Origin of the sequence: Burkholderia sp. 4NA327C6 (assembly GCF_005502655.1) — a bacterium.
Lineage (GTDB): Bacteria > Pseudomonadota > Gammaproteobacteria > Burkholderiales > Burkholderiaceae > Burkholderia > Burkholderia contaminans.
The window spans coordinates 186,266-212,327 of sequence record NZ_SCNZ01000009.1; the positions used below are offsets into that span (position 1 = coordinate 186,266).

The following is a 26,062-nucleotide window of genomic DNA, read 5'->3' on the forward strand; positions in this document are numbered from 1 at the left end:
TACTCCTTAACGCTTGTGACGGCGCTGGACGATCATCGTCGTCGTGCGCTTGTTGCTACGGGTGCGATAACCCTTAGCCGGCGTACCCCACGGGCTAACCGGATCGCGACCTGCAGCCGTCTTGCCCTCACCACCACCGTGCGGGTGATCAACCGGGTTCATCGCAACGCCACGCACCGTCGGGCGGATACCGCGCCAGCGGTTCGCGCCAGCCTTGCCGATCTGGCGCAGGCTATGCTCTTCGTTGCCGACTTCACCGATCGTTGCACGGCACTCGATGTGCACACGGCGGATTTCGCCCGAACGCAGACGAACCTGCGCGTAGACGCCTTCACGTGCCAGCAGCATGGCCGACGTACCAGCCGAACGCGCCATTTGCGCGCCCTTGCCCGGCAGCATCTCGATGCAGTGGATCGTCGTACCGACCGGAATGTTGCGGATCGGCAGCGTGTTGCCTGCACGGATCGGCGCTTCCGAACCCGACATCAGCTGTTGGCCGACGGTCAGGCCCTTCGGGGCGATGATGTAGCGACGTTCGCCGTCTGCGTAGAGCACCAGCGCGATGTTCGCGCTACGGTTCGGGTCGTACTCGAGACGCTCGACCTTTGCCGGGATGCCATCCTTCGTGCGACGGAAATCGACGATACGGTAGTGCTGCTTGTGACCACCACCCTTGTGACGCGTGGTGATACGACCGTTGTTGTTACGGCCGGCGGTCGAGCTCTGCGAGTCGAGCAGTGCCGCGAACGGCTTACCCTGGTGCAGATTCTTGTTGACCACCTTGACCATCGCGCGGCGACCCGGCGATGTCGGCTTAACTTTAACGATTGCCATGATTACTTGGCCTCCGCTTCAAAGTTGATTTCCTGGCCGGGCTTCAGGCAAACGTACGCCTTCTTCACGTCCTTGCGACGGCCCATCGAACGGCCGAAGCGCTTTTGCTTGCCCTTCTGAACCAGCACGTTGACCGAATCAACTTCAACCTTGAACAGCAGCTCGACAGCCGCCTTCACTTCCTGCTTCGTGGCATCCGGTGCGACTTCGAACACGACTTGCTCGTTCTTGTCGGCAACCAGCGTCGCCTTTTCCGAGATCACCGGTGCGAGCAGGACCTGCATCAAACGATGATCGTTCTTGCGAATCTCGCTCATGACAGCAACTCCTCGATCTGGGCGACCGCAGCCTTCGTGACCAGCACTTTCTTGAAGTAGATCAGCGAGAGCGGGTCAGCGTAGCGCGGCTCGACAATTGCCACGTGCGGCAGGTTGCGCGATGCCAGGTACAGGTTCTCGTCGACCGTGTCGGTGATGATCAGCACGGAGTCGAGACCCATGGTCTTGAATTTTTCGGCCAGCAGCTTGGTCTTCGGCGCTTCGAGGATGATGTCCTCGACGACCGACAGACGGCCTTCACGGGCCAGCTGCGAGAAGATCGAGCAGAGACCTGCGCGATGCATCTTCTTGTTGACCTTGTGCGAGAAGTTTTCTTCCGGCGAATTCGGGAAGATACGACCACCGCCACGCCACAACGGGCTCGACGACATACCGGCACGAGCGCGACCCGTACCCTTCTGGCGCCACGGCTTCTTCGTCGTGTGCTTGACTTGCTCACGGTCCTTCTGTGCGCGGTTACCTTGGCGAGCGTTCGCCTGGTAAGCGACGACGACCTGGTGGATCAGCGCTTCGTTGTAGTCACGACCGAACACGACGTCCGATGCGTTGACCACTGCACCTTCCTGACCATTTTCGTTCAGGAGCTTGAGTTCCATTATTTCGCCCCCTTGGTCTTGACGGCCGGCGTCACGAAGACCTTGCCGCCCTTCGCGCCCGGAATCGCACCCTTCACGAGCAGCAGCTTGCGCTCTGCGTCGATACGAGCGATTTCGAGGTTCTGCACCGTCACCGTCACGTCACCCATGTGACCCGTCATGCGTTTACCCGGGAAAACACGACCCGGATCCTGCGCCATACCGATCGAGCCCGGCACGTTGTGCGAGCGCGAGTTACCGTGCGTAGCACGGCCGGAGGAGAAGTTGTAACGCTTGATCGTACCGGCGTAGCCCTTACCGATCGACACGCCTTGCACGTCGACCTTCTGGCCCACTTCGAAAAGATCTGCACCGACCACGGCGCCATTCGACAGCTCGGCTGCCTTGGCCGCGTCAATGCGGAATTCCTTGAGGATTTCACCGGCTTCGACACCGGCTTTGGCGAGATGACCTGCCAGCGGCTTCGTCACGCGCGAGGCACGACGGGAGCCGAATGCAACCTGCACGGCCGTGTAGCCGTCGGTTTCAACAGTCTTGATCTGCGTCACGCGGTTGTCCGACACGTCCAGCACGGTGACGGGAATCGAATCCCCTTCCGCCGTGAAGATACGGGTCATGCCAACCTTGCGACCTACGAGTCCAAGGCTCATCATTTTCTCCATTCCCGACTGCGATTGGTCGGGGCTGATTTACAAAATGCCGGGCACGCAAGGCCCAACTTTTTTTGCGCGAATACGCGAAAAGCCAAGCATTATAGCCCGCCCTCGCGTTTTCCGCAAGCAATCAAAGACTTAGCGCCGCCCGGCAAGCCGACCGGCGCTGGAAGCCTTACTGCAGCTTGATTTCCACGTCGACGCCAGCCGGCAGGTCGAGCTTCATCAGCGCGTCAACCGTCTTGTCGGTCGGATCGACGATGTCCATCAGGCGCTGGTGGGTACGGATTTCGAGCTGATCGCGCGACGTCTTGTTGACGTGCGGCGAACGCAGGATGTCAAAACGCTGAATGCGCGTCGGCAGCGGCACCGGGCCACGGACGATTGCGCCAGTCCGCTTCGCGGTATCGACGATCTCGGCAGCCGATTGATCGATCAGACGATAGTCGAATGCCTTCAGGCGAATGCGGATTTTCTGTTGCTGCATGACGATTCCTTGGAAAGAGCGAGGCGATGTTGCATCGCCGGACACTAAAAGAACGTGAAACATGACGCCTGCGGGGAGCGAGACATCAGGTTCCGGACGGTACTTCCACTGCTAAGCCCGCGATTCTACACGAAATTCTGGAGCGATGGTGCGAGTTTCTCGCCCCGCGCTTTCGCGTGACGGAAAAACAAAACCGGGTGCCAGCGCAAGCTGGACACCCGGTTTCGGCGGTACGGACTGCATACCGCGGAATCGCGGACCCCGTCGGGATCCGCGGATCGTCGATATTACTCGATGATCTTGGCGACGACGCCGGCGCCGACCGTACGGCCGCCTTCGCGGATTGCGAAGCGCAGACCTTCTTCCATCGCGATCGGAGCGATCAGCTTCACCGTGATCGACACGTTGTCGCCCGGCATCACCATTTCCTTGTCCTTCGGCAGCTCGATCGAGCCCGTCACGTCCGTCGTACGGAAGTAGAACTGCGGACGGTAGTTGTTGAAGAACGGCGTGTGACGGCCGCCTTCGTCCTTGCTCAGCACGTACACTTCAGCCGTGAAGTGCGTGTGCGGCGTGATCGAACCCGGCTTCGCCAGAACCTGGCCACGCTCCACGTCTTCACGCTTCGTGCCGCGCAGCAGGATACCAACGTTGTCGCCCGCTTGACCTTGGTCCAGCAGCTTGCGGAACATTTCAACGCCCGTGCAGGTCGTCTTCACCGTCGGCTTGATACCGACGATTTCGATTTCTTCGCCGACCTTCACGATGCCGCGCTCAACGCGACCCGTCACGACCGTACCACGGCCCGAGATCGAGAACACGTCTTCAACCGGCATCAGGAACGCGCCGTCAACTGCACGCTCCGGCGTCGGGATGTACGTGTCCAGCGCGTCGGCCAGGCTCATGATCGCCACTTCGCCCAGCTCGCCCGTGTCGCCTTCCAGCGCCAGCTTCGCCGAACCCTTCACGATCGGCGTGTCGTCGCCCGGGAAGTCGTACTTCGACAGGAGTTCGCGAACTTCCATCTCGACCAGCTCGAGCAGTTCAGCGTCGTCCACCATGTCGCACTTGTTCAGGAACACGATGATGTACGGAACGCCAACCTGACGTGCCAGCAGGATGTGCTCGCGCGTTTGCGGCATCGGGCCGTCTGCTGCCGAGCAAACCAGGATCGCGCCGTCCATCTGCGCTGCGCCCGTGATCATGTTCTTCACATAGTCAGCGTGGCCCGGGCAGTCGACGTGTGCGTAGTGGCGGTTAGCCGTTTCGTACTCGACGTGTGCCGTGTTGATCGTGATGCCGCGCGCCTTTTCTTCCGGTGCCGCGTCGATCTGGTCGTATGCCTTCGCTTCGCCGCCGAACTTCTTCGTCAGAACCGTCGTGATCGCTGCCGTCAGCGTCGTCTTGCCGTGGTCAACGTGACCAATCGTACCAACGTTCACGTGCGGCTTGGTCCGCTCGAATTTACCTTTTGCCATGATTCTCTTCTTTCAAAAATTATCGATTGAGATAACGATTTACTTCGACTTCGCGCTGATGATCGCGTCAGCAACGTTGCGCGGAGCTTCAGCGTAGTGCTTGAACTCCATCGTGTACGTTGCACGACCTTGCGTCAGCGAGCGCAGCGACGTCGAGTAACCGAACATTTCCGACAGCGGTACTTCGGCGCGCACGATCTTGCCGCCGCCAACCATGTCTTCCATGCCCTGGACGATACCGCGACGGCCCGACAGGTCGCCCATCACGTTGCCCATGTAGTCTTCCGGCGTCTCGACTTCGACAGCCATCATCGGCTCGAGGACGACCGGGTTCGCCTTGCGCATCGCTTCCTTGAACGCCATCGAACCGGCCATGCGGAACGCGTTTTCGTTCGAGTCAACGTCGTGGTACGAACCGAACGTCAGGTGAACCTTCACGTCGACGACCGGGAAGCCAGCCAGCACGCCCGACTTCAGCGTGTCCTGGATACCCTTGTCGACCGCCGGGATGTATTCACGCGGAATCACACCACCCTTGATCTCGTCGAAGAACTCGTAGCCCTTGCCTTGTTCGTTCGGCTCGAGCGTGATGACTGCGTGACCGTACTGGCCGCGACCACCCGACTGCTTGACGAACTTGCCGTCGACGTCCTTCGCCGTCGAACGGATCGTTTCGCGGTATGCAACCTGCGGCTTGCCGACGGTTGCTTCCACGCCGAATTCACGCTTCATCCGGTCGACCAGAATTTCGAGGTGGAGCTCGCCCATGCCCGAAATGATGGTCTGGCCCGACTCTTCGTCGGTCTGCACGCGGAACGACGGATCTTCCTGAGCCAGACGGTTCAGTGCGAGGCCCATCTTTTCCTGGTCAGCCTTGGTCTTCGGCTCGACAGCCTGCGAAATCACCGGCTCCGGGAACACCATGCGCTCGAGCACGATCGGATTTGCCGGATCGCACAGCGTGTCGCCGGTGGTCGCTTCCTTCAGGCCGACCGCAGCAGCGATGTCGCCTGCACGGACTTCCTTGATTTCTTCACGCTGGTTCGCGTGCATCTGCAGAATACGGCCGAGGCGTTCCTTCTTGCCCTTGGTCGAGTTCAGCAGCGTGTCGCCCGAGTTGACGACGCCCGAGTACACACGGAAGAAGATCAGCTGGCCGACGAACGGGTCGGTCATGATCTTGAACGCGAGCGACGAGAACTTCTCTTCGTCCGACGCCTTGCGTTCTGCTTCTTCACCGTTCTCGAGCTCGCCCTTGACCGGCGGGATGTCGACCGGCGACGGCAGGAAGTCGATCACGGCGTCGAGCATACGCTGCACGCCCTTGTTCTTGAACGCGGTACCGCACAGCATCGGCTGGATTTCGCACGCGATCGTACGGTCGCGCAGCGCCTTGACGATGTCGGCTTCCGGCAGATCGCCTTCTTCCAGGTACTTGTTCATCAGGTCTTCGCTGGCTTCAGCAGCCACTTCGACCATCTTCTCGCGCCATTCCTTGCAGGTCTCTGCGAGCTCGGCCGGGATGTCGACGTAGTCGAACTTCGTGCCTTGCGACGCTTCGTCCCAAATGATCGCCTTCATCTTGATCAGGTCGACGACGCCCTTGAAGTTTTCTTCCGCGCCGATCGGCACCACGACCGGAACCGGGTTCGCCTTCAGGCGCAGACGGAGCTGGTCGTAGACCTTGAAGAAGTTCGCGCCGGTACGGTCCATCTTGTTGACGAACGCGAGACGCGGCACCTTGTACTTGTTCGCCTGGCGCCACACCGTTTCCGACTGCGGCTGCACGCCGCCCACTGCGCAGTACACCATGCACGCGCCGTCGAGCACGCGCATCGAGCGCTCGACTTCAATCGTGAAGTCGACGTGGCCCGGGGTGTCGATGATGTTGATGCGGTGTTCCGGATAGTTGCCGCCCATGCCCTTCCAGAAGGCGGTGGTAGCAGCGGACGTGATCGTGATGCCACGCTCCTGTTCCTGCTCCATCCAGTCCATCGTGGCTGCGCCGTCGTGGACTTCACCGATCTTGTGGTTCACACCGGTGTAAAACAGAATGCGCTCGGTCGTCGTCGTTTTGCCGGCGTCGATGTGAGCGCTAATACCGATATTGCGGTAGCGCTCGATAGGAGTCTTGCGAGCCACTTTGATCCTCTACTGGGATGACACGATGCAGCGCTGCTGCATCATGCTTCAACACAAACGGGCGAGGCGCCTGAAAAGCGCACCCGCCCGGAATTTATTTCCGCTAAAAGCCCAGCCAGGCGCTTAGAAACGGAAATGCGAGAACGCGCGGTTGGCTTCTGCCATGCGGTGAACTTCGTCGCGCTTCTTCATCGCGCCGCCACGGCCTTCGGCCGCTTCGGAGAGTTCACCTGCCAGGCGCAGGGCCATCGACTTCTCGCTACGCTTCTTCGCAGCCTCACGCAGCCAGCGCATCGCCAATGCCATACGACGCGACGGGCGCACTTCGACCGGAACTTGATAGTTGGCACCACCAACGCGACGGCTCTTCACTTCGACCACCGGCTTGACGTTGTTGAGCGCAACCGTGAACACTTCCAGCGGGTCCTTGCCACCCTTGGTCTGGATTTGTTCGAATGCGCCATAAACGATGCGCTCTGCGACCGACTTCTTGCCGGACAGCATCAGCATGTTCATGAACTTGGCTACATCAACGTTACCGAACTTCGGATCCGGCAACACTTCCCGCTTGGGGACTTCGCGACGACGCGGCATGATTCTTCCTTTACTTGTTCAGTTGGAGCTGGTTCCAGCTCCGCGGCCACCAACAAACCCGATCACATCTTCACGACTAACCAGCTTGGCCGGGTGACCACTTACTCGACAGCACCGGCAATCCGGCACTCCCGCCTTGACCGCCCTGTGGCGATCCCTGATCAAAAACTGCTTACTTTGCAGCCTTTGCACGCTTCGCGCCGTACTTCGAGCGCGCTTGCTTACGGTCCTTGACGCCCTGGGTATCCAGCGAGCCGCGAACCATGTGGTAACGCACACCCGGCAAGTCCTTCACACGGCCGCCGCGGATCAGCACAACCGAGTGTTCCTGCAGGTTGTGGCCTTCACCGCCGATGTACGAAATCACTTCGAAGCCGTTCGTCAGACGAACCTTGGCGACCTTACGGAGTGCCGAGTTCGGCTTCTTCGGCGTCGTCGTGTACACACGGGTGCACACGCCGCGACGCTGGGGGCAGTCCTGCAGGGCCGGGCTCTTGCTCTTCGTCGTTTCCGACTGACGGCCTTTGCGAACCAGTTGGTTGATGGTTGGCATTGTTTATTCCTGAAATTGAACAAAATCTGCGCATCGATTTCGGGCAAAGCGAGAATCGACGCACAGTTGACTTCCGAACCGGCGAAACGGGTGCGAACGTTGGAACGCGACTCGGCCCACCGAATACCGGAACCCAGCATGATATTCCGGAAATGCCAACTAAGTCAACGGCTTGCGTGATTCGCCAGCCGGACGCGTGGTTTACCGGAAGGGTCGGAACACCTGTGTCAGGCCGACTCGACGACGTCGATGATCTCGTCGCCGAAGCGCTCGAGCTTGCGCACGCCCATGCCGGGGATATGGCGCAGGTCGTCGATCGTCTCCGGCGCGTTGCGTGCGATCTCGGCAAGCGTCGCGTCGTGGAAGATCACGTAGGCGGGCACGCCGTCCGTTTTCGCGGTTTCCGCACGCCACGCGCGCAGCGCATCCCACCGTGCGCGCTCACGCGTGCCCATGCCGGCCGTCGGATCGACGCGCGTACCGCTGCGGCTCGACGACTGGCGCGTGCGCTGCGGCTTCACGTAGCGGCGCAGCGTGACCTTCTCCTCGTTCTTCAGCACGGGCTTCGCGGCCTCGGTCAGCATCAGTGCGCCGAAGCCGCCATGGTCGACGGCCAGGTAGCCGTACGCGACGAGCTGCCGGAAAATCGCACGCCACTCCGGCTCGGACAGCGCCGCGCCGATTCCGAACGTGCTGAGCTGGTCGTGGCCGCGCTGCAACACCTTCTCGGTGCGCCCGCCGCGCAGGATTTCGATCAGGTGGCTCGAGCCGAAATTGAAGCCGCTCGCGCGCTGCGCGCGGAACACGCACGACAGCGCCATCTGCGCCTCGCGCGTCGCGTCCCATGAATCGGGCGGCTCGAGGCACGTGTCGCAGTTGCCGCACGGCTTGCTCTCCTCGCCGAAGTAGTTCAGCAGCCTCACGCGGCGGCACGAGATCGTCTCGCACAGCCCGAGCAGCGCGTCGAGCTTCGACGTCTGGACGCGCTTGTGTGCGTCGTCCGCATCGGATTCGTCGATCATCTTGCGCTGCTGGACGACGTCGCCGAGGCCATACGCCATCCATGCATTCGCGGGCATCCCGTCGCGGCCGGCGCGGCCGGTTTCCTGGTAGTAGCCTTCGACGCTTTTCGGCAGATCCAGGTGCGCAACGAAGCGCACGTCCGGCTTGTCGATGCCCATGCCGAACGCGATCGTCGCGCACATCACGATGCCTTCCTCGCGCTGGAACATTTCCTGGTGCTTCTGCCGTACCTCGAATTCCATCCCCGCGTGATACGGCAACGCACGCACGCCCTGCGCCTTCAGCCATTCGGCCGTTTCCTCGACCTTGCGGCGTGACAGGCAATAGACGACGCCTGCATCCGTCGTACCGTCGGCATTCGTGTGTTCGGCGCGGATGAAATCGAGCAGTTGCGAACGCGCGTTGTCCTTTTCGACGATCCGGTAGCGGATGTTCGGGCGGTCGAAGCTCGATATGAACACGCGTGCATCGTCGAGCGCGAGACGGTGGATGATCTCGTCGCGCGTGATCGCATCGGCCGTGGCGGTCAGCGCGATGCGCGGCACCGACGGGAACCGCTCGTGCAGCACCGACAGCTGAATGTACTCCGGGCGGAAATCGTGCCCCCATTGCGACACGCAGTGCGCTTCGTCGATCGCGAACAGGCCGATCTTCGCGCGCTCGAGCAGGTCGAGGAAGCGCCCCGTCATCAGCCGCTCCGGCGCGACGTAGAGCAGATCGATCTCGCCTTCGCGCAACGCGCGCTCGGTCGCCGCAGCCTCGGCGCCCGACTGCGTCGAATTCAGGTACGCGGCGCGCACACCCACTTCGCTCAGTGCGGCGACCTGGTCCTGCATCAGCGCGATCAACGGCGACACGACGATGCCGGCGCCCTGCCCGGCCTCGCGGCGCAGCAGCGCGGGAATCTGGTAGCACAGCGACTTGCCGCCACCGGTTGGCATCAGCACGAGGCAATCGCCGCCGCCGGCGACGTGTTCGACGATCTCGCCCTGCTGGCCGCGAAATGCGGGATAACCAAATACTTCGTCGAGGATTTCGAGGGCGCGGGACATGAATGAGGAGAGGGACGGCTAAGCGATGACCGCAATTTTAACAACCCGCTCGCGCGACGCGTGGCGAATCATGCGGATTTGGCCGATTGGCCAGGATTCGTTCACTCGCATGAACGACGGACGAAAAAAAAACGCCCGGCAGAACCGGGCGGTTTCGGTGACAGCGAGGTAAGGCAAGGCGGCTCGCGCCGCCCGCACTTACTCGGCTGCCGGGTGTTGCTGCGGCTCTTCTGCCGGCGCGCTCGGCGTGCCGAAGTCGAATGCCTCTTCCGCTGCGATCTGGTCGAAACGCTCGCGATCCGACGATTCCTTCGCCTTGCGTGCCTTGTGGAACGCGAGACCCGTACCGGCCGGAATCAGACGGCCGACGATCACGTTTTCCTTCAGGCCACGCAGATCGTCGCGCTTGCCCATGATCGCCGCTTCGGTCAGCACGCGGGTCGTTTCCTGGAACGATGCCGCGGAGATGAACGAGTCGGTCGACAGCGATGCCTTCGTGATACCGAGCAGCACGTTGTCGTACGAAGCCGGACGCTTGCCCTCGGCGATCATGCGATCGTTCTCGTCCAGCATGTCGGAACGCTCGACCTGTTCGCCCGGGATGAAGCGCGTATCGCCGTTGTCGGTGATCTGCACACGACGCAGCATCTGGCGAACGATCACCTCGATGTGCTTGTCGTTGATCTTCACGCCCTGCAGACGATACACGTCCTGCACTTCGTCGACGATGTAGCGCGACAGCGCCTCGATACCCTGCAGACGCAGGATGTCGTGCGGATCGGCCGGACCGTCCACGATCATTTCGCCCTTGTTGACGACCTGGGCATCGTGAACCAGAACCTGCTTTTCCTTCGCGATCAGGAACTCGTGCTGATTGCCCTCGAGGTCCGTGATGACGAGACGCTGCTTGCCCTTCGTGTCCTTACCGAACGACGTCGTACCGGTGACTTCCGCGAGAATGCCGGCATCCTTCGGCGAACGCGCTTCGAACAGTTCCGCCACCCGCGGCAGACCGCCGGTAATGTCACGCGTCTTCTGCGCTTCCGTCGGGATACGTGCGAGCACTTCACCGACCTGCACCTGCTGACCATCCTTCACGGTGATCAGTGCGCCGACCTGGAAGCCGATCTGCACCGCGTGCTCCGTGCCCGGAATCTTCACTTCTTCGCCGTTCGCGTCGAGCAGCTTGACCTGCGGACGCACGCTCTTCGAAGCTTGCGAGCCACGACGCTTCACGTCGATCACGACCAGCGTCGACAGGCCGGTCACGTCGTCGATCTGCTTCGCGACGGTCACGCCTTCCTCGACGTTCTCGAACTTCACCGTACCACCGTACTCGGTGATGATCGGACGCGTCAGCGGATCCCACGTGGCGAGCTGCGTGCCTGCCTTGATCGTCGCACCGTCGAGCTGCAGCAGCGTCGCGCCGTACGGCACTTTGTGACGCTCGCGCTCGCGACCGAAATCGTCGGTGATCATCGCTTCGCCCGAACGGGAAATGACGATCTGCTCGCCCTTCGCGTTCGTGACGTAGCGCATCGTCGCCGTGAAGCGCACGATACCGTTGCTCTTCGCTTCGACCGACGAAGCCACTGCCGCACGCGATGCCGCACCACCGATGTGGAACGTACGCATCGTCAGCTGCGTGCCCGGTTCACCGATCGACTGTGCCGCGATCACGCCGACTGCTTCGCCGACGTTCACGAGCGAGCCGCGGCCGAGGTCACGGCCGTAGCAGGCTGCGCACAGGCCGTAACGCGTTTCGCAGGTCAGCGGCGTGCGCACGCGCACTTCGTCGATGCCGAGGCGTTCGATTTCCTCGACCGCCGTTTCGTCGAGCAGCGTGCCAGATTCGTACACCGTTTCCTGCGTTTCCGGGTTCACGACGTCGGCAACCGCAACGCGGCCGAGGATACGGTCGCGCAGCGCTTCGACGACTTCACCGCCTTCGACGAGTGCCTTCATCGCCACGCCGTTCGACGTGCCGCAATCGTCTTCCACCACGACCAGATCCTGCGTGACGTCGACGAGACGACGCGTCAGGTAACCCGAGTTCGCGGTCTTCAGTGCCGTATCAGCCAGACCCTTACGTGCACCGTGGGTCGAGATGAAGTACTGCAACACGTTCAGACCTTCGCGGAAGTTCGCGGTAATCGGCGTCTCGATAATCGAGCCGTCCGGCTTCGCCATCAGGCCACGCATACCGGCCAGCTGACGAATCTGAACCGCCGAACCCCGGGCGCCCGAGTCGGCCATCATGTAGATCGAGTTGAACGATTCCTGGCGCGTTTCCTTGCCGTCGCGGTCCGTCACCGGCTCCGTCGACAGCTGCTCCATCATCGCCTTGCCGACCGCTTCCGACGTTGCCGACCAGATGTCGACCACGTTGTTGTAGCGCTCCTGCGCGGTGACGAGACCCGACATGTACTGACGGTCGTACTCCTTCACCTTCTTCGCGGCGTCGCCGACGATCGTTTCCTTCTGCGGCGGCACGAGCATGTCGTCCACGCAGATCGAGATGCCGGCACGCGTCGCGAGACGGAAACCCGACTGCATCAGCTGGTCGGCAAACACCACCGTCGCACGCAGACCGCACTTGCGGAACGCCGTGTTGATCAGGCGCGAGATTTCCTTCTTCTTCAGCGGCTTGTTCAGCACCGAGAACGGCAGGCCGTGCGGCAGGATCTCCGACAGGATCGCGCGGCCGACGGTCGTCGCGTACAGCGAGATCTTCGGCACGAACGGCGGTGCGCCTTCCGACTTGTCTTCGTTGTGGACCATTTCGGTGATCCGCACGTTGACGCGCGATGCCAGCTCGACTTCCTTGTTCTCGTACGCGCGGATCACTTCCGACACGCCCGTGAACGACAGGCCTTCGCCCTTGGCGTTAACCGCTTCGCGGGTCGCGTAGTACAGACCCAGCACGATATCCTGCGACGGCACGATCGACGGATCGCCGTTGGCCGGGAACAGCACGTTGTTCGACGCCAGCATCAGCGTACGCGCTTCCATCTGCGCTTCGAGCGACAGCGGCACGTGAACGGCCATCTGGTCACCGTCGAAGTCGGCGTTGAACGCCGCGCAGACGAGCGGGTGCAGCTGGATTGCCTTGCCTTCGATCAGCACCGGCTCGAACGCCTGGATACCGAGACGGTGCAGCGTCGGCGCACGGTTCAGCATCACCGGGTGCTCGCGGATCACCTCTTCGAGAATGTCCCACACCACCGGCGTCTGGTTCTCGACTTCCTTCTTCGCAGCCTTGATGGTCGTCGCGACGCCCATCACTTCCAGCTTGTTGAAGATGAACGGCTTGAACAGCTCGAGCGCCATCAGCTTCGGCAGACCGCACTGGTGCAGCTTCAGCGTCGGGCCGACCACGATGACCGAACGGCCCGAGTAGTCGACGCGCTTGCCCAGCAGGTTCTGACGGAAACGACCGCCCTTGCCCTTGATCATGTCGGCGAGCGACTTCAGCGGACGCTTGTTGGCGCCCGTCATCGCCTTGCCGCGACGACCGTTGTCGAGCAGCGAGTCGACGGCTTCCTGCAGCATCCGCTTTTCGTTGCGGACGATGATTTCAGGTGCCTTCAGCTCGAGCAGACGCTTCAACCGGTTGTTACGGTTGATCACGCGGCGATACAGGTCGTTCAGGTCCGACGTCGCGAAACGGCCGCCGTCCAGCGGCACGAGCGGACGCAGTTCCGGCGGCAGCACCGGCAGCACTTCGAGGATCATCCACTCGGGCTTGATGCCCGAGCGCTGGAATGCCTCGAGGACCTTCAGGCGCTTCGCGTACTTCTTGATCTTCGCTTCCGAGCCGGTGTTCTTCAGCTCGGTGCGCAGCGTCTCGACCTGCTCGTCGATGTTGATCGCGCGCAGCAGCTCACGCACGCCTTCCGCGCCCATTTCGGCACGGAATTCGTCGCCGTATTCCTCGACCTTGTTGTAGTAATCCTCTTCGGTCATGATCTGCCGCGCCTTCAGCGGCGTCATGCCCGGTTCGATCACCACGTATGCTTCGAAGTACAGCACGCGTTCGATGTCGCGCAGCGTCATGTCGAGCACCATGCCCAGACGCGACGGCAGCGACTTCAGGAACCAGATGTGAGCGACCGGCGAGGCCAGCTCGATGTGGCCCATCCGTTCGCGACGCACCTTCGCCAGCGTCACTTCGACGCCGCACTTCTCGCAGATCACGCCGCGGTGCTTCAGACGCTTGTACTTGCCGCACAGGCACTCGTAGTCCTTGATCGGCCCGAAGATCTTCGCGCAGAAGAGACCATCGCGTTCCGGCTTGAACGTACGGTAGTTGATGGTCTCCGGCTTCTTCACTTCGCCGAACGACCACGAACGGATCTTGTCGGGCGAGGCCAGACCGATCTTGATCGCGTCGAAAACTTCTTCCTGTTGGACTTGCTTGAATAGATCGAGCAGAGCTTTCATTGCTTTCTCTCCGTAGTCCGATTAATTGCGGTCGAGATCGATATCGATACCGAGCGAGCGGATTTCCTTCACGAGCACGTTGAAGGATTCCGGCATGCCTGCATCGATCACGTGGTCGCCCTTGACGAGGTTTTCGTACACCTTCGTCCGGCCGGTCACGTCGTCCGACTTCACCGTCAGCATTTCCTGCAGCACGTAGGACGCGCCGTACGCTTCGAGTGCCCACACTTCCATTTCACCGAAACGCTGGCCACCGAACTGCGCCTTACCACCCAGCGGCTGCTGCGTGACGAGCGAGTACGGGCCGGTCGAACGCGCGTGCATCTTGTCGTCGACCAAGTGGTGCAGCTTCAGGTAGTGCATGTAGCCGAGCGTCACGCGACGTTCGAACATTTCACCCGTGCGGCCGTCGTACAGACGGACCTGGTTCTTCGACGGGTTCATGCCGAGCTGTTCAGCGATGTCGTCCGGGAACGCGAGGTCGAGCATCTTGCCCATTTCTTCCTCGGTCGCACCGTCGAACACCGGCGTTGCGAACGGCACGCCTTCGCGCAGGTTCTTCGCGAGTTCGAGGATCTCTTCGTCGGTGAAGCTTTCCAGATCTTCCTGGCGGCCCGAGTCGTTGTAGATCTTCGTCAGGAACACGCGCAGTTCCTCGATCTTCGCCTGACGCTGCAGCATTTCGCCGATACGCCAGCCGAGGCCCTTCGCGGCCCAGCCGAGGTGCACTTCCAGAACCTGACCCACGTTCATCCGCGACGGAACGCCCAGCGGGTTCAGCACGACGTCTGCCGGGCGGCCATCGGCCATGTACGGCATGTCTTCGATCGGAACGATCTTCGACACGACACCCTTGTTACCGTGACGGCCTGCCATCTTGTCGCCAGGCTGCAGGCGACGCTTGACCGCGAGGTACACCTTGACCATCTTCAGCACGCCCGGCGGCAGTTCGTCGCCTTGCGTGAGCTTCTTGCGCTTCTCTTCGAACGCGAGGTCGAACTGGTGACGCTTTTCTTCGATCGAGTTCTTGATCGCTTCGAGCTGCGCCGCTGCTTCGTCGTCCGCGAGGCGGATGTCGAACCAGTGGTAGTGGTCGAGATCTTCCAGGTAAGCCTGGTCGATCTTCGTACCCTTCGCGAGCTTCTTCGGACCGCCGTTCGCGACCTTGCCCACGAGCATGCGTGCGAGACGCTGGAACGCGTCGCCTTCCACGATGCGCAGCTGGTCGTTCAGGTCGAGACGGTAACGCTTCAGTTCATCGTCGATGATCTGTTGCGCACGCTTGTCGCGCTGGATGCCTTCACGCGTGAACACCTGGACGTCGATCACGGTGCCGCTCATGCCCGACGGCACGCGCAGCGACGTGTCCTTCACGTCCGAAGCCTTCTCGCCGAAGATCGCGCGCAGCAGCTTCTCTTCCGGCGTCAGCTGGGTCTCGCCCTTCGGCGTGACCTTGCCGACCAGCACGTCGCCTGCTTCGACTTCAGCACCGATGTACACGATGCCCGATTCGTCGAGACGGCCGAGCTGGACTTCCGCCAGGTTCGAGATGTCGCGCGTGATTTCTTCCGGCCCGAGCTTCGTGTCGCGTGCAACGACGTTCAGCTCTTCGATGTGGATCGACGTGTAGCGATCGTCGGCCACGACCTTCTCCGAGATCAGGATCGAATCCTCGAAGTTGTAGCCGTTCCACGGCATGAACGCGATCAGCATGTTCTGGCCGAGCGCGAGCTCGCCCAGGTCCGTCGAGGCGCCGTCGGCCAGCACGTCGCCGCGCGAGACCTTGTCGCCCATCTTCACGATCGGACGCTGGTTGATGTTCGTGTTCTGGTTCGAACGCGTGTACTTGATCAGGTTGTAGATGTCGACACCGACTTCACCTGCGACTGCTTCGTCGTCGTTCACGCGAATCACGATACGGCCTGCGTCGACATAGTCGACGACGCCGCCGCGGAACGCCTGGACCGTCGTACCCGAGTCGACCGCACAGGTGCGCTCGATGCCCGTACCGACGACCGGCTTTTCCGGACGCAGACACGGCACGGCCTGACGCTGCATGTTCGAACCCATCAATGCACGGTTCGCGTCATCGTGCTCGAGGAACGGAATCAGCGAAGCTGCCACCGACACGATCTGCGACGGCGCGACGTCCATGTACTGGATACGGTCAGGCGTGACCATCATCGTTTCGCCGGCTTCACGCGACGACACGAGTTCGTCGATCAGCTGGCCGTTCTCGTCGATCGCGGCGTTTGCCTGAGCGATCATGTAGCGGCCTTCCTCGATCGCCGACAGGTAGTCGATCTGGTCGGTCACCTTGCTGTCCACGACCTTGCGGTACGGCGTCTCGAGGAAGCCGTACTCGTTAAGGTGCGCATACAGTGCGAGCGAGTTGATCAGGCCGATGTTCGGACCTTCCGGCGTTTCGATCGGGCACACGCGGCCATAGTGGGTCGGGTGCACGTCGCGGACTTCAAAGCCAGCGCGCTCGCGCGTCAGACCGCCCGGGCCCAGTGCGGAAACACGACGCTTGTGCGTGATTTCCGACAGCGGGTTGGTCTGGTCCATGAACTGCGACAGCTGGGACGAACCGAAGAACTCGCGAATCGCCGACGAAATCGGCTTCGAGTTGATCAGGTCGTGCGGCATCAGGTTTTCGCTTTCGGCCTGGCCGAGGCGTTCCTTGACCGCGCGCTCGACACGCACGAGACCGGCGCGGAACTGGTTTTCCGCCAGTTCGCCGACGCAACGCACGCGACGGTTGCCGAGGTGGTCGATGTCGTCCACTTCGCCCTTGCCGTTGCGCAGCTCGACGAGGATCTTGATCGTCGCGAGGATGTCGTCGTCCTGCAGCGTCATCGGGCCGGTGATCTCGTCACGGCTGACGCGGCGGTTGAACTTCATACGGCCGACCTTCGACAGGTCGTACGCTTCTTCGCTGTAGAACAGACGGTTGAACAGCGCCTCGACTGCTTCCTCGGTCGGCGGCTCGCCCGGACGCATCATGCGGTAGATCGCGATGCGCGCGGCCGTCTTGTCGGTCGTTTCGTCGACACGTAGCGTCGACGAGATGTACGGGCCCTGGTCCAGGTCGTTCGTGTAGAGCGTCTGGATGTCCTTGATGCCCGCTTCGCGCAGCTTCTCGAGCACGCTTTCCGTGACTTCGTCGTTCGCGCTCGCGATCACTTCGCCGGTGTCGCCATCGACGACGTTCTTCGCCAGCACGCGGCCGAGCAGATAGTCTTCCGGCACCGAGATGAACTTGGTCTTCGCGGCTTCGAGGTCGCGAATGTGCTTCGCGTTGATCCGCTTGTCCTTTTGGACGATGACCTTGCCATCACGATCCGTGATGTCGAAGCGCGCGACTTCACCACGCAGGCGCTCGGGCACGAACTCGAGTTGCGCGCCTTCGTCCATCAGCGTGAAGTTGTCGAACACGAAGAAGTTCGCGAGGATCTGTTCCGGCGTGAGGCCGATGGCCTTCAGCAGGATCGTGACCGGCATCTTGCGGCGACGGTCGACGCGGAAGTACAGGATGTCCTTCGGATCGAATTCGAAGTCGAGCCACGAGCCGCGGTACGGAATGATCCGTGCCGAGAACAGCAGCTTGCCCGAGCTGTGCGTCTTGCCCTTGTCGTGTTCGAAGAACACGCCCGGCGAACGGTGCAGCTGCGAGACGATGACACGCTCGGTGCCGTTGATGACGAACGAGCCCGTCGGCGTCATGAGCGGAATTTCGCCCATGTACACTTCCTGCTCTTTCACTTCCTTGACGACCGGCTTGTTCGGCGATTCCTTGTCGAGGATGACAAGGCGGACCTTCGCGCGCAGCGCGGAGCAGTACGTCAGGCCGCGCTGCTGGCATTCCTTGATGTTGAATGCCGGCGCGGACAACGCATAGCTCACGAACTCGAGACGTGCGAAACCGTTGTGCGAAACAATGGGAAATACCGATGTGAACGCAGCCTGCAAACCTTCAGGCTTGCGTTGCGTGGCCGGCACATCGGCTTGCAGAAACGTGCTGAATGATTCAAGCTGGGTAGCCAGCAAGAAAGGAACTTGGTGAACGATGGGGCGCTTCGCGAAACTCTTGCGAATGCGCTTCTTCTCGGTGAAGGAATATTGCATACGATCTCCGAATCACGGCGGGTGCTATCGAGGCGGAATACCTGGACGTTTCAAACCCGAGTGTTCACCGACTGAGACCCGATGGCCGTCCGACGGCTTGAACGAGCCGAGAAGCTTGGTGGTTGGCCGCTACCAACCGCTGGCTGACGGCAGCGGATGCCTGTGTTGCCCGCTACCCGACCAAACTTGCCTTCTGCAGTCGCTTCAGAAGACAAAGAGAACCGCCATTCGTGACCAATGACAACGATCAGGCGGTTTTCTTTGGCTTCTGGGGCCGATTATTCGGGCTCCCGAATGAGTGCCAGAATAACGTCCCCACAAAGCACAAAAAGGCCGGCGGTGAAAATACCGCCAGCCTTCGCACAGCGCGCCGAAACTTACTTGACTTCGACCTTCGCGCCTGCTTCTTCCAGCTTCTTCTTGGCTTCTTCAGCAGCAGCCTTGTCGACGCCTTCCTTGACAGCCTTCGGTGCGCCGTCAACGACGTCCTTCGCTTCCTTCAGGCCCAGGCCCGTCAGTTCGCGAACTGCCTTGATGACTGCAACCTTGTTGCTGCCTGCTTCAGCCAGAACGACCGTGAATTCGGTCTTCTCTTCTGCTGCAGCAGCTGCGCCGCCGCCTGCCGGGCCAGCGACTGCCACTGCAGCTGCCGACACGCCAAACTTCTCTTCGAATGCCTTGACCAGTTCGTTCAGTTCCAGAACGGTCATCCCTTCGACTGCTGCCAGGATGTCTTCTTTTGCGATTGCCATTTGAAATACTCCTAAATTGAATTCGGATACAGCCAGCGATCAATGACGCTGATGCACGTTCGATTACGCAGCTTCCGCTTGCTTCTTCTCGGCCAGCGCGGCCAGAGCGCGCGCGAAGCCCGAAACAGGCGATTGCATAACGAACAGCAGCTTCGAGAGCAGTTCTTCGCGGCTCGGGATGCTTGCCAGCGCTTGCACGCCAGCCTTGTCCATCACCTTGCCATCGAACGAACCAGCCTTGATGACCAACTTGTCATTGCTCTTGCTGAAGTCGTTGACGACCTTAGCAGCAGCAATTGCATCTTCCGAGATGCCGTAGATCAACGGGCCAGTCATCTGCTCTGCCAGCGGAGCAAACGGCGTACCTTCAACAGCGCGACGCGCCAGCGTGTTCTTCAACACGCGCAGGTAAACCTGTTGCTCACGCGCTTTCGCGCGCAGCTTGGTCAGATCGCCAACCGCAATTCCACGATACTCAGCCAGCACAACGGTCTGGGCCTTCGCGACTTGCGCGGAAACCTCAGCGACGACGGCTTGCTTGTCTTCTCTATTAAGCGGCACGGTTAGCCTCCAGAAACGATACGTTCGGCGTGGCCGGCATGGCCGAAACCTCACGTACCTCGTTCAACAACGGCGTCCGACCTCGTTAGGAGTATTTCCACCTCACGCCGGGAATCGCTTCGCGGCCTGCGGCTTCACCACTGCAAAACTTTTTCGGGTTCGCCATCTGCGTTGGCTTGAATTAAGGGATCACCTGACTGCTGCGCCCCACCAACGGTCTTTGATAACCGGTTGCCCGCCCTACCGCACGAACAACCGCCCAAAGCCCATGTAGGCCGCTTCGCAAACGAAGCGGCCCGAATACTTGCTTACTGTGCTGCCAGCGTAGCCTGGTCGACACGGACGCCGACGCCCATCGTGCTCGACAGTGCGATCTTGCGCAGGTAGACGCCCTTGCTCGTTGCCGGCTTTGCCTTCTGCAGCGCTTCGATCAGTGCCGACAGGTTCGAACGCAGTGCGGTCGGCTCGAACGATGCACGGCCGATGGTCGCGTGGATGATACCGGCCTTGTCGACACGGAATTGCACCTGACCAGCCTTCGCGTTCTTGACGGCGGTCGCGACGTCCGGCGTGACCGTACCGACCTTCGGGTTCGGCATCAGGCCGCGCGGGCCGAGGATCTGACCGAGCGTACCGACGATACGCATCGTGTCCGGCGAAGCGATCACGATGTCGAAGTCCATCTGGCCAGCCTTGATCTGCTCTGCCAGGTCTTCCATACCGACGATTTCCGCGCCTGCAGCACGTGCTTGCTCAGCCTTCTCGCCTTGCGCGAACACAGCAACGCGAACCGACTTGCCCGTACCTGCCGGCAGAACGACCGAACCACGAACGACTTGATCCGACTTCTTCGCATCGATGCCGAGCTGGACTGCGACGTCGATCGACTCGTCGAACTTCGCGCTCGCGCATTCCTTCACGAGGCTCAGTGCGTCTTCGATCGCGTACAGCTTTTGACGATCAACCTTGGCAGCAAATGCCTGACGGCGCTTGGAGATCTTAGCCATTTACACGCCCTCCACAGTGATGCCCATCGAGCGTGCGCTACCAGCGATGGTGCGAACGGCTGCGTCCAGATCAGCTGCCGTAAGGTCCGGCATCTTGGTCTTCGCGATTTCTTCAGCTTGAGCGCGCGTGATCGAACCGACCTTGTCGGTGTGCGGCTTGCTCGAGCCCTTGTCCACCTTCGCCGCCTTCTTGATCAGGACGGTCGCCGGCGGCGTCTTCATCACGAACGTGAAGCTCTTGTCAGCGAATGCCGTGATGACCACCGGCACCGGCAGACCCGGCTCCATGCCTTGAGTCTGCGCGTTGAACGCCTTGCAGAACTCCATGATGTTCAGGCCGCGCTGGCCCAGTGCCGGACCGACCGGCGGCGACGGGTTGGCTTTACCTGCAGGGATCTGCAGCTTGATAAAGCCGATAATCTTCTTTGCCATTTGTGAACCTCATTGGAACGCCGGAGAAGGCGTTCGGTGAGTAATAACGCGCTTTCGCCACTGGCTACTGACGCTCCTCAACGGCCATGACGCGGGCCGTAAGCGCGAAGGTGGGCAGCCGAGGCTGCCCACCGAATCGGGATCAAACTTTTTCGACCTGGCCGAACTCGAGTTCGACCGGGGTGGATCGACCAAAGATGGTGACCGACACACGCACGCGCGATTTTTCGTAGTTGACTTCTTCGACGGTGCCATTGAAGTCCGTGAACGGGCCTTCCTTGACACGCACCATCTCGCCGACTTCGAACAGGGTCTTCGGGCGCGGCTTCTCAACGCCTTCCTGCATCTGCGACATGATCTTCTCGACTTCCTTCGGGGAAATCGGGGTCGGGCGGTTACGCGCACCGCCGACGAAACCGGTGACCTTCGCAGTGTTCTTCACGAGGTGCCACGTTTCGTCCGTCATTTCCATCTCGACCAGCACGTAGCCGGGGAAGAAACGACGCTCGGTCACTGCCTTGTGGCCACCTTTGACTTCGACCACTTCTTCGGTCGGAACCAGGATCTGACCGAATTTGTCCTGCATGCCAGCACGTTCGATGCGCTCCTGAAGCGCACGTTGCACGCTCTTCTCCATACCGGAGTAGGCGTGCACGACGTACCAACGCTTTCCGCTCGGGGATGCCGGAGTATCGCTCATATCATTTCCAACCCAGAATCGCCGAGAAAATCACCCATTCGATCGATTTGTCACTCAACCAGAGGAAAATCGCCATCACGAGCACGAAACCGAACACGACGAGTGTAGTTTGCGTTGCTTCTTTGCGGGTGGGCCAAACGACCTTCCGGACTTCCTTGTACGAATCCTTGGCAAAAGCGATGAGGCTCTTGCCAGGTGCGGACATCAGCCCGACGGCCACGCCGGCGATGATACCTACCGCCAACGCGGCACCGCGGACATACCACTGCTGATTGGCCAGCCAGAAGAAGCCCACGAATCCGGCCAAGACCAACAATACGCCCAGGGCCAGCATCAGCTTATCGCCGGAGGTATTTACAGTTTCGACGGATGGATTCGCCATAACACCTTAAAACAAATGCCACGTAGGACACGTGGCTATTTTTGGCAGGGGCAGAGGGAATCGAACCCCCAACCTTCGGTTTTGGAGACCGACGCTCTGCCAGTTGAGCTATACCCCTAAACCATGCTGGGGCTGGCTGTTGCCAGCCCCAAAACTGTCGATCAACGAATAACTGGCTTACTCGATGATCTTGGCGACGACGCCGGCGCCGACCGTACGGCCGCCTTCGCGGATTGCGAAGCGCAGACCTTCTTCCATCGCGATCGGAGCGATCAGCTTCACCGTGATCGACACGTTGTCGCCCGGCATCACCATTTCCTTGTCCTTCGGCAGCTCGATCGAGCCCGTCACGTCCGTCGTACGGAAGTAGAACTGCGGACGGTAGTTGTTGAAGAACGGCGTGTGACGGCCGCCTTCGTCCTTGCTCAGCACGTACACTTCAGCCGTGAAGTGCGTGTGCGGCGTGATCGAACCCGGCTTCGCCAGAACCTGGCCACGCTCCACGTCTTCACGCTTCGTGCCGCGCAGCAGGATACCAACGTTGTCGCCCGCTTGACCTTGGTCCAGCAGCTTGCGGAACATTTCAACGCCCGTGCAGGTCGTCTTCACCGTCGGCTTGATACCGACGATTTCGATTTCTTCGCCGACCTTCACGATGCCGCGCTCAACGCGACCCGTCACGACCGTACCACGGCCCGAGATCGAGAACACGTCTTCAACCGGCATCAGGAACGCGCCGTCAACTGCACGCTCCGGCGTCGGGATGTACGTGTCCAGCGCGTCGGCCAGGCTCATGATCGCCACTTCGCCCAGCTCGCCCGTGTCGCCTTCCAGCGCCAGCTTCGCCGAACCCTTCACGATCGGCGTGTCGTCGCCCGGGAAGTCGTACTTCGACAGGAGTTCGCGAACTTCCATCTCGACCAGCTCGAGCAGTTCAGCGTCGTCCACCATGTCGCACTTGTTCAGGAACACGATGATGTACGGAACGCCAACCTGACGTGCCAGCAGGATGTGCTCGCGCGTTTGCGGCATCGGGCCGTCTGCTGCCGAGCAAACCAGGATCGCGCCGTCCATCTGCGCTGCGCCCGTGATCATGTTCTTCACATAGTCAGCGTGGCCCGGGCAGTCGACGTGTGCGTAGTGGCGGTTAGCCGTTTCGTACTCGACGTGTGCCGTGTTGATCGTGATGCCGCGCGCCTTTTCTTCCGGTGCCGCGTCGATCTGGTCGTATGCCTTCGCTTCGCCGCCGAACTTCTTCGTCAGAACCGTCGTGATCGCTGCCGTCAGCGTCGTCTTGCCGTGGTCAACGTGACCAATCGTACCAACGTTCACGTGCGGCTTGGTCCGCTCAAATTTACCCTTGGCCATTTTCGACTCCCAGAAGGAATTTCACAGGTTGCGCCGCGCGCAAACAAGACACTGACTTTTTACTGCTGGTGCCCATGGGCAGGATCGAACTGCCGACCTCTCCCTTACCAAGGGAGTGCTCTACCACTGAGCCACATGGGCGCTTTACGCTTCAACTTCGCGGTCTGGAGCGGGTGAAGGGAATCGAACCCTCGTCGTAAGCTTGGAAGGCTTCTGCTCTACCATTGAGCTACACCCGCACGGGCCACAAACGATTCCTTACCGCTCACTGCGCTGATAATCTTGGTGGAGGAGGTTGGATTCGAACCAACGTAGGCGTAAGCCAACAGATTTACAGTCTGCCCCCTTTAGCCACTCGGGCACCCCTCCGTAGAGAACTGACGATTATGGGGGTGCATCGCACTTCTGTCAAGCGGACCTGGAAGATTATTTTCACTTTCTTCCCGACACCTGCTTGACCACCGATCTCCCGCCCTTGCCCGGCTAAGGCAAGCATGGGTCCTACTGATCAGTGCCACATCTTCGTCAGACTTCGCCCTCAACGTCGATCTGCATCTTCGCTGAAAACGAAAGACCGCCATAATACGACCTCTTTCGCACTCTGCCAAGCAGGTAAACGAAAAATTTCCGCAAATTTCGTGCCGGGTGGATTCGATGATCCGTCCCCGGTACTTTTCGGGATACTGCCGGCGATCTCACGCGTTGTGTGGCCGCACCTGCAGGCGATATACACGACGAGCCTTTCATGCGTTTCCGGGCAACAGCTTCGGGCTCTGCGGCCGGCTCTGCCGACCGGAAGTCATGGGCGCGACCGACCTTTGCCGACTTCAGCGACAGGCGCGATACCGTCACCGGTCAACTGCCCGCCTCCGGTTCGGATCCTCATGGCTCTGACAGCGCATGCGGCCGTTCCGTCGGGCACCTGGCGTCGCCAAGTACGATCGCCAAGATCCGCCGGCAGACGCTGGCTGACAGCCACGCTCGCCCGGCAACCGTGGTGCAAGCCACATATGATCGACTGAAGCCCGCACTAGATGTCGGGGGCCGCGGCGCGGCGCACGTCGGCTCCGCTGGGGTATACCCGTTAAGCCAAGATGCGATCGCATATGCGTGGCTACTCAACGATGCGTCCATGTATCTTGTCGGCACTGGCGATAACGCACCCGAACGTGAATCCGGCAGCCCAGCCTGCATCGATCCATTGCAGCCATTACTCGCCGGCGATATGCGACCTCGCCCAGGCCTGCCCCGCAGGCTTGTCCAAGCGATCTCGGCGAACATTCTGCAATGTGCCGCCCACTGCATCTTGCCGTCGCACAAGCCGACGAACGTCAGTATCTGGTCGGTCTATCGGAGCGAATCCTTCGGCATACAAGCGCCATCCCGCGTGCCCGTACGATGCTCGTCTCGTGCAGCTGAGCATCAATGCCTGCGCAGGGTTAGACGCCGGCGCGTTTTCCGCTCCGCATCAGTCCGACAACGACGAAGGAAAGCCGGCATGCGACATCCAGTCTTCAGCATCTACTGCTCGCCACCCGGCGTTGGTCGTGCCAATCCAAGAGCAAGGCCGGAACATGACGTGCCGGTTTTCGCCCGTCGATGGCTCCGTACTTCGCGATCCGAGTACCGCATGCACGGTGCGATCGGCCGGCGTCGACGCCGGCGGCACACACGTCGCGTTCATGGGCGAAGGGCGTGACTGCTTTGGCCGCACGACCAATTCACTCGAAGAAGTATGTGTTGCGCGATGGGCAGCCCGTGCTCGCCCAAAAGAACAGCACGGATTTCCGGTGCTATCCGGTCGATGAACTCGCGGACGCGCAGCTCGCGCTACGCCTCGATTTTTGGCTCCCACTGGTTACGTGTGTCCGTTTCCTCGAATGCGTCGACTTGAGCGAAGATGCAAGGAATTGAGACGCGAACAACTCTGGATAACCTCACGATGCCATCCCGGGCGCATCCGTCTTCATTCGCTCGATGGGGAAACAGTCGCTCAGCGCTCGCGGCAAGAACACGTCCAGAACGTCCGATAGAGGCACCCCGTTACCCGGGTCTTGCTGACGGTTCACGCGGTAACGGAGGTCGCGGAACATGTTCGATCGGCACGGAATCGCAATGGTGATTTTAGGGCGTGGATGAGCTCAATACGCCGATGAACGACGCCCGATAGCCGGCAATCGAAAAGTTGGCGATGCCACATCGGGCTACATCCCGCGATGCTCAAATCTACGCGGAGAGGTGCAGCGGAAGGGCGGATGTTTGAATGTGGGCTTCGGCCAGCGCCCGCCACGAGTGCGGCGCCAGCTCGATCGATTTGATCAGCGGCGCAGAGCTGTGAATTGCTCGAGAACGGCAGACGCCTAGATCGGCGCGTTCGGCGCCCCGGCTCCAGGCAGGCCGCCCGCCTCGATCCCTTGTGCATTTCTGCCGCGCCAATGCAAAAACCCCCGCCTTTCGGGCGGGGGTTTCTGGCTTAGGGAGCCTGACGATTACCTACTTTCACACGGGAATCCGCACTATCATCGGCGTAGAGTCGTTT

General features: G+C 60.9%; 19 protein-coding genes and 4 tRNA genes. All 23 read right to left on the reverse strand.

The window, feature by feature from the left end; genetic code table 11:
• Positions 1 to 6: 6 nt before the first annotated feature.
• The 23 genes from rplB to FFS49_RS12540 all read right to left on the reverse strand — a co-directional run bounded on the left by rplB (position 7) and on the right by FFS49_RS12540 (position 23,892).
• Positions 7 to 834 (reverse strand): 50S ribosomal protein L2, encoded by an 828-nt coding sequence (gene rplB, locus FFS49_RS12425; RefSeq protein ID WP_006482900.1) that lies wholly within the window; start codon positions 832 to 834, stop codon positions 7 to 9.
• Between the two features lie 2 nt (positions 835 to 836).
• A complete protein-coding gene (gene rplW, locus FFS49_RS12430) occupies positions 837 to 1,151 on the reverse strand; it encodes a 50S ribosomal protein L23 (protein WP_004199275.1) in 315 nt (104 codons plus the stop codon).
• Positions 1,148 to 1,768 carry a 50S ribosomal protein L4 gene (rplD, locus tag FFS49_RS12435; RefSeq protein ID WP_011350675.1) on the reverse strand — a complete coding sequence of 207 codons (621 nt, stop codon included), beginning with the start codon at positions 1,766 to 1,768 and terminating at the stop codon, positions 1,148 to 1,150. Before rplD ends, rplW begins: the two co-directional genes overlap by 4 nt.
• Entirely contained in the window at positions 1,768 to 2,418 is a 651-nt protein-coding gene (gene rplC, locus FFS49_RS12440; RefSeq protein WP_006482922.1) for a 50S ribosomal protein L3, read from the reverse strand. Before rplC ends, rplD begins: the two co-directional genes overlap by 1 nt.
• A 178-nt stretch (positions 2,419 to 2,596) precedes the next feature.
• Positions 2,597 to 2,908, reverse strand: coding sequence for a 30S ribosomal protein S10 (gene rpsJ, locus FFS49_RS12445; RefSeq protein ID WP_004199280.1), 312 nt, complete (start codon positions 2,906 to 2,908; stop codon positions 2,597 to 2,599).
• A 287-nt stretch (positions 2,909 to 3,195) separates the two neighbouring features.
• Positions 3,196 to 4,386 (reverse strand): elongation factor Tu, encoded by a 1,191-nt coding sequence (gene tuf, locus FFS49_RS12450; RefSeq protein WP_011350666.1) that lies wholly within the window; start codon positions 4,384 to 4,386, stop codon positions 3,196 to 3,198.
• Positions 4,387 to 4,425: 39 nt separating this feature from the next.
• The gene (fusA, locus tag FFS49_RS12455; protein WP_039339232.1) at positions 4,426 to 6,528 is read right to left on the reverse strand and encodes an elongation factor G; all 2,103 of its coding nucleotides are present in this window, start codon (positions 6,526 to 6,528) and stop codon (positions 4,426 to 4,428) included.
• Positions 6,529 to 6,651: 123 nt separating this feature from the next.
• Positions 6,652 to 7,122, reverse strand: coding sequence for a 30S ribosomal protein S7 (gene rpsG, locus FFS49_RS12460; protein WP_006477195.1), 471 nt, complete (start codon positions 7,120 to 7,122; stop codon positions 6,652 to 6,654).
• Between the two features lie 172 nt (positions 7,123 to 7,294).
• On the reverse strand, positions 7,295 to 7,675 hold the full coding sequence (rpsL, locus tag FFS49_RS12465) for a 30S ribosomal protein S12 (protein WP_006400662.1): 381 nt from the start codon (positions 7,673 to 7,675) through the stop codon (positions 7,295 to 7,297).
• A gap of 227 nt (positions 7,676 to 7,902) precedes the next feature.
• Entirely contained in the window at positions 7,903 to 9,750 is a 1,848-nt protein-coding gene (recQ, locus tag FFS49_RS12475) for a DNA helicase RecQ (protein ID WP_039339229.1), read from the reverse strand.
• Positions 9,751 to 9,948: 198 nt separating this feature from the next.
• Positions 9,949 to 14,193: a DNA-directed RNA polymerase subunit beta' gene (rpoC, locus tag FFS49_RS12480; protein WP_105815686.1), complete on the reverse strand. Its 4,245-nt coding sequence runs from the start codon at positions 14,191 to 14,193 to the stop codon at positions 9,949 to 9,951.
• 21 nt (positions 14,194 to 14,214) lie between these two features.
• On the reverse strand, positions 14,215 to 18,321 hold the full coding sequence (gene rpoB, locus FFS49_RS12485; RefSeq protein WP_039339224.1) for a DNA-directed RNA polymerase subunit beta: 4,107 nt from the start codon (positions 18,319 to 18,321) through the stop codon (positions 14,215 to 14,217).
• A 377-nt stretch (positions 18,322 to 18,698) separates the two neighbouring features.
• A complete protein-coding gene (rplL, locus tag FFS49_RS12490) occupies positions 18,699 to 19,073 on the reverse strand; it encodes a 50S ribosomal protein L7/L12 (RefSeq protein ID WP_021161757.1) in 375 nt (124 codons plus the stop codon).
• 63 nt (positions 19,074 to 19,136) lie between these two features.
• Entirely contained in the window at positions 19,137 to 19,634 is a 498-nt protein-coding gene (gene rplJ, locus FFS49_RS12495; protein ID WP_021161756.1) for a 50S ribosomal protein L10, read from the reverse strand.
• Positions 19,635 to 19,942: 308 nt separating this feature from the next.
• Positions 19,943 to 20,641: a 50S ribosomal protein L1 gene (gene rplA, locus FFS49_RS12500; protein ID WP_006482906.1), complete on the reverse strand. Its 699-nt coding sequence runs from the start codon at positions 20,639 to 20,641 to the stop codon at positions 19,943 to 19,945.
• The gene (gene rplK / locus FFS49_RS12505; RefSeq protein ID WP_006477201.1) at positions 20,642 to 21,073 is read right to left on the reverse strand and encodes a 50S ribosomal protein L11; all 432 of its coding nucleotides are present in this window, start codon (positions 21,071 to 21,073) and stop codon (positions 20,642 to 20,644) included. It abuts the gene before it with no gap.
• A gap of 142 nt (positions 21,074 to 21,215) precedes the next feature.
• A complete protein-coding gene (gene nusG, locus FFS49_RS12510; RefSeq protein ID WP_006400672.1) occupies positions 21,216 to 21,773 on the reverse strand; it encodes a transcription termination/antitermination protein NusG in 558 nt (185 codons plus the stop codon).
• 1 nt (position 21,774) lies between these two features.
• The gene (secE, locus tag FFS49_RS12515; protein WP_006482892.1) at positions 21,775 to 22,155 is read right to left on the reverse strand and encodes a preprotein translocase subunit SecE; all 381 of its coding nucleotides are present in this window, start codon (positions 22,153 to 22,155) and stop codon (positions 21,775 to 21,777) included.
• A gap of 42 nt (positions 22,156 to 22,197) precedes the next feature.
• Positions 22,198 to 22,273, reverse strand: a tRNA-Trp gene (locus FFS49_RS12520).
• A gap of 59 nt (positions 22,274 to 22,332) precedes the next feature.
• On the reverse strand, positions 22,333 to 23,523 hold the full coding sequence (gene tuf, locus FFS49_RS12525; RefSeq protein ID WP_011350666.1) for an elongation factor Tu: 1,191 nt from the start codon (positions 23,521 to 23,523) through the stop codon (positions 22,333 to 22,335).
• A gap of 66 nt (positions 23,524 to 23,589) precedes the next feature.
• Positions 23,590 to 23,664, reverse strand: a tRNA-Thr gene (locus FFS49_RS12530).
• Positions 23,665 to 23,688: 24 nt separating this feature from the next.
• Positions 23,689 to 23,762: transfer RNA gene (locus tag FFS49_RS12535), tRNA-Gly, on the reverse strand.
• A 44-nt stretch (positions 23,763 to 23,806) separates the two neighbouring features.
• A tRNA-Tyr gene (locus tag FFS49_RS12540) sits at positions 23,807 to 23,892 on the reverse strand.
• Between the last annotated feature and the right edge of the window lie 2,170 nt (positions 23,893 to 26,062).

What these genes read in the sequence shown, in the direction of transcription:
- nusG (WP_006400672.1), bottom strand. Translation starts at nt 21,773, where the DNA reads ATGAGCGATACTCCGGCATCCCCGAGCGGAAAGCGTTGGTACGTCGTG.
- rpsJ (WP_004199280.1), bottom strand. Translation starts at nt 2,908, where the DNA reads ATGCAGCAACAGAAAATCCGCATTCGCCTGAAGGCATTCGACTATCGT.
- rpoC (WP_105815686.1), bottom strand. Translation starts at nt 14,193, where the DNA reads ATGAAAGCTCTGCTCGATCTATTCAAGCAAGTCCAACAGGAAGAAGTT.
- rpsG (WP_006477195.1), bottom strand. Translation starts at nt 7,122, where the DNA reads ATGCCGCGTCGTCGCGAAGTCCCCAAGCGGGAAGTGTTGCCGGATCCG.
- rplB (WP_006482900.1), bottom strand. Translation starts at nt 834, where the DNA reads ATGGCAATCGTTAAAGTTAAGCCGACATCGCCGGGTCGCCGCGCGATG.
- rplA (WP_006482906.1), bottom strand. Translation starts at nt 20,641, where the DNA reads ATGGCTAAGATCTCCAAGCGCCGTCAGGCATTTGCTGCCAAGGTTGAT.
- rplK (WP_006477201.1), bottom strand. Translation starts at nt 21,073, where the DNA reads ATGGCAAAGAAGATTATCGGCTTTATCAAGCTGCAGATCCCTGCAGGT.
- tuf (WP_011350666.1), bottom strand. Translation starts at nt 4,386, where the DNA reads ATGGCAAAAGGTAAATTCGAGCGGACCAAGCCGCACGTGAACGTTGGT.
- rplD (WP_011350675.1), bottom strand. Translation starts at nt 1,768, where the DNA reads ATGGAACTCAAGCTCCTGAACGAAAATGGTCAGGAAGGTGCAGTGGTC.
- rplL (WP_021161757.1), bottom strand. Translation starts at nt 19,073, where the DNA reads ATGGCAATCGCAAAAGAAGACATCCTGGCAGCAGTCGAAGGGATGACC.
- secE (WP_006482892.1), bottom strand. Translation starts at nt 22,155, where the DNA reads ATGGCGAATCCATCCGTCGAAACTGTAAATACCTCCGGCGATAAGCTG.
- rpoB (WP_039339224.1), bottom strand. Translation starts at nt 18,321, where the DNA reads ATGCAATATTCCTTCACCGAGAAGAAGCGCATTCGCAAGAGTTTCGCG.
- rpsL (WP_006400662.1), bottom strand. Translation starts at nt 7,675, where the DNA reads ATGCCAACCATCAACCAACTGGTTCGCAAAGGCCGTCAGTCGGAAACG.
- rplC (WP_006482922.1), bottom strand. Translation starts at nt 2,418, where the DNA reads ATGAGCCTTGGACTCGTAGGTCGCAAGGTTGGCATGACCCGTATCTTC.
- tuf (WP_011350666.1), bottom strand. Translation starts at nt 23,523, where the DNA reads ATGGCCAAGGGTAAATTTGAGCGGACCAAGCCGCACGTGAACGTTGGT.
- rplW (WP_004199275.1), bottom strand. Translation starts at nt 1,151, where the DNA reads ATGAGCGAGATTCGCAAGAACGATCATCGTTTGATGCAGGTCCTGCTC.
- recQ (WP_039339229.1), bottom strand. Translation starts at nt 9,750, where the DNA reads ATGTCCCGCGCCCTCGAAATCCTCGACGAAGTATTTGGTTATCCCGCA.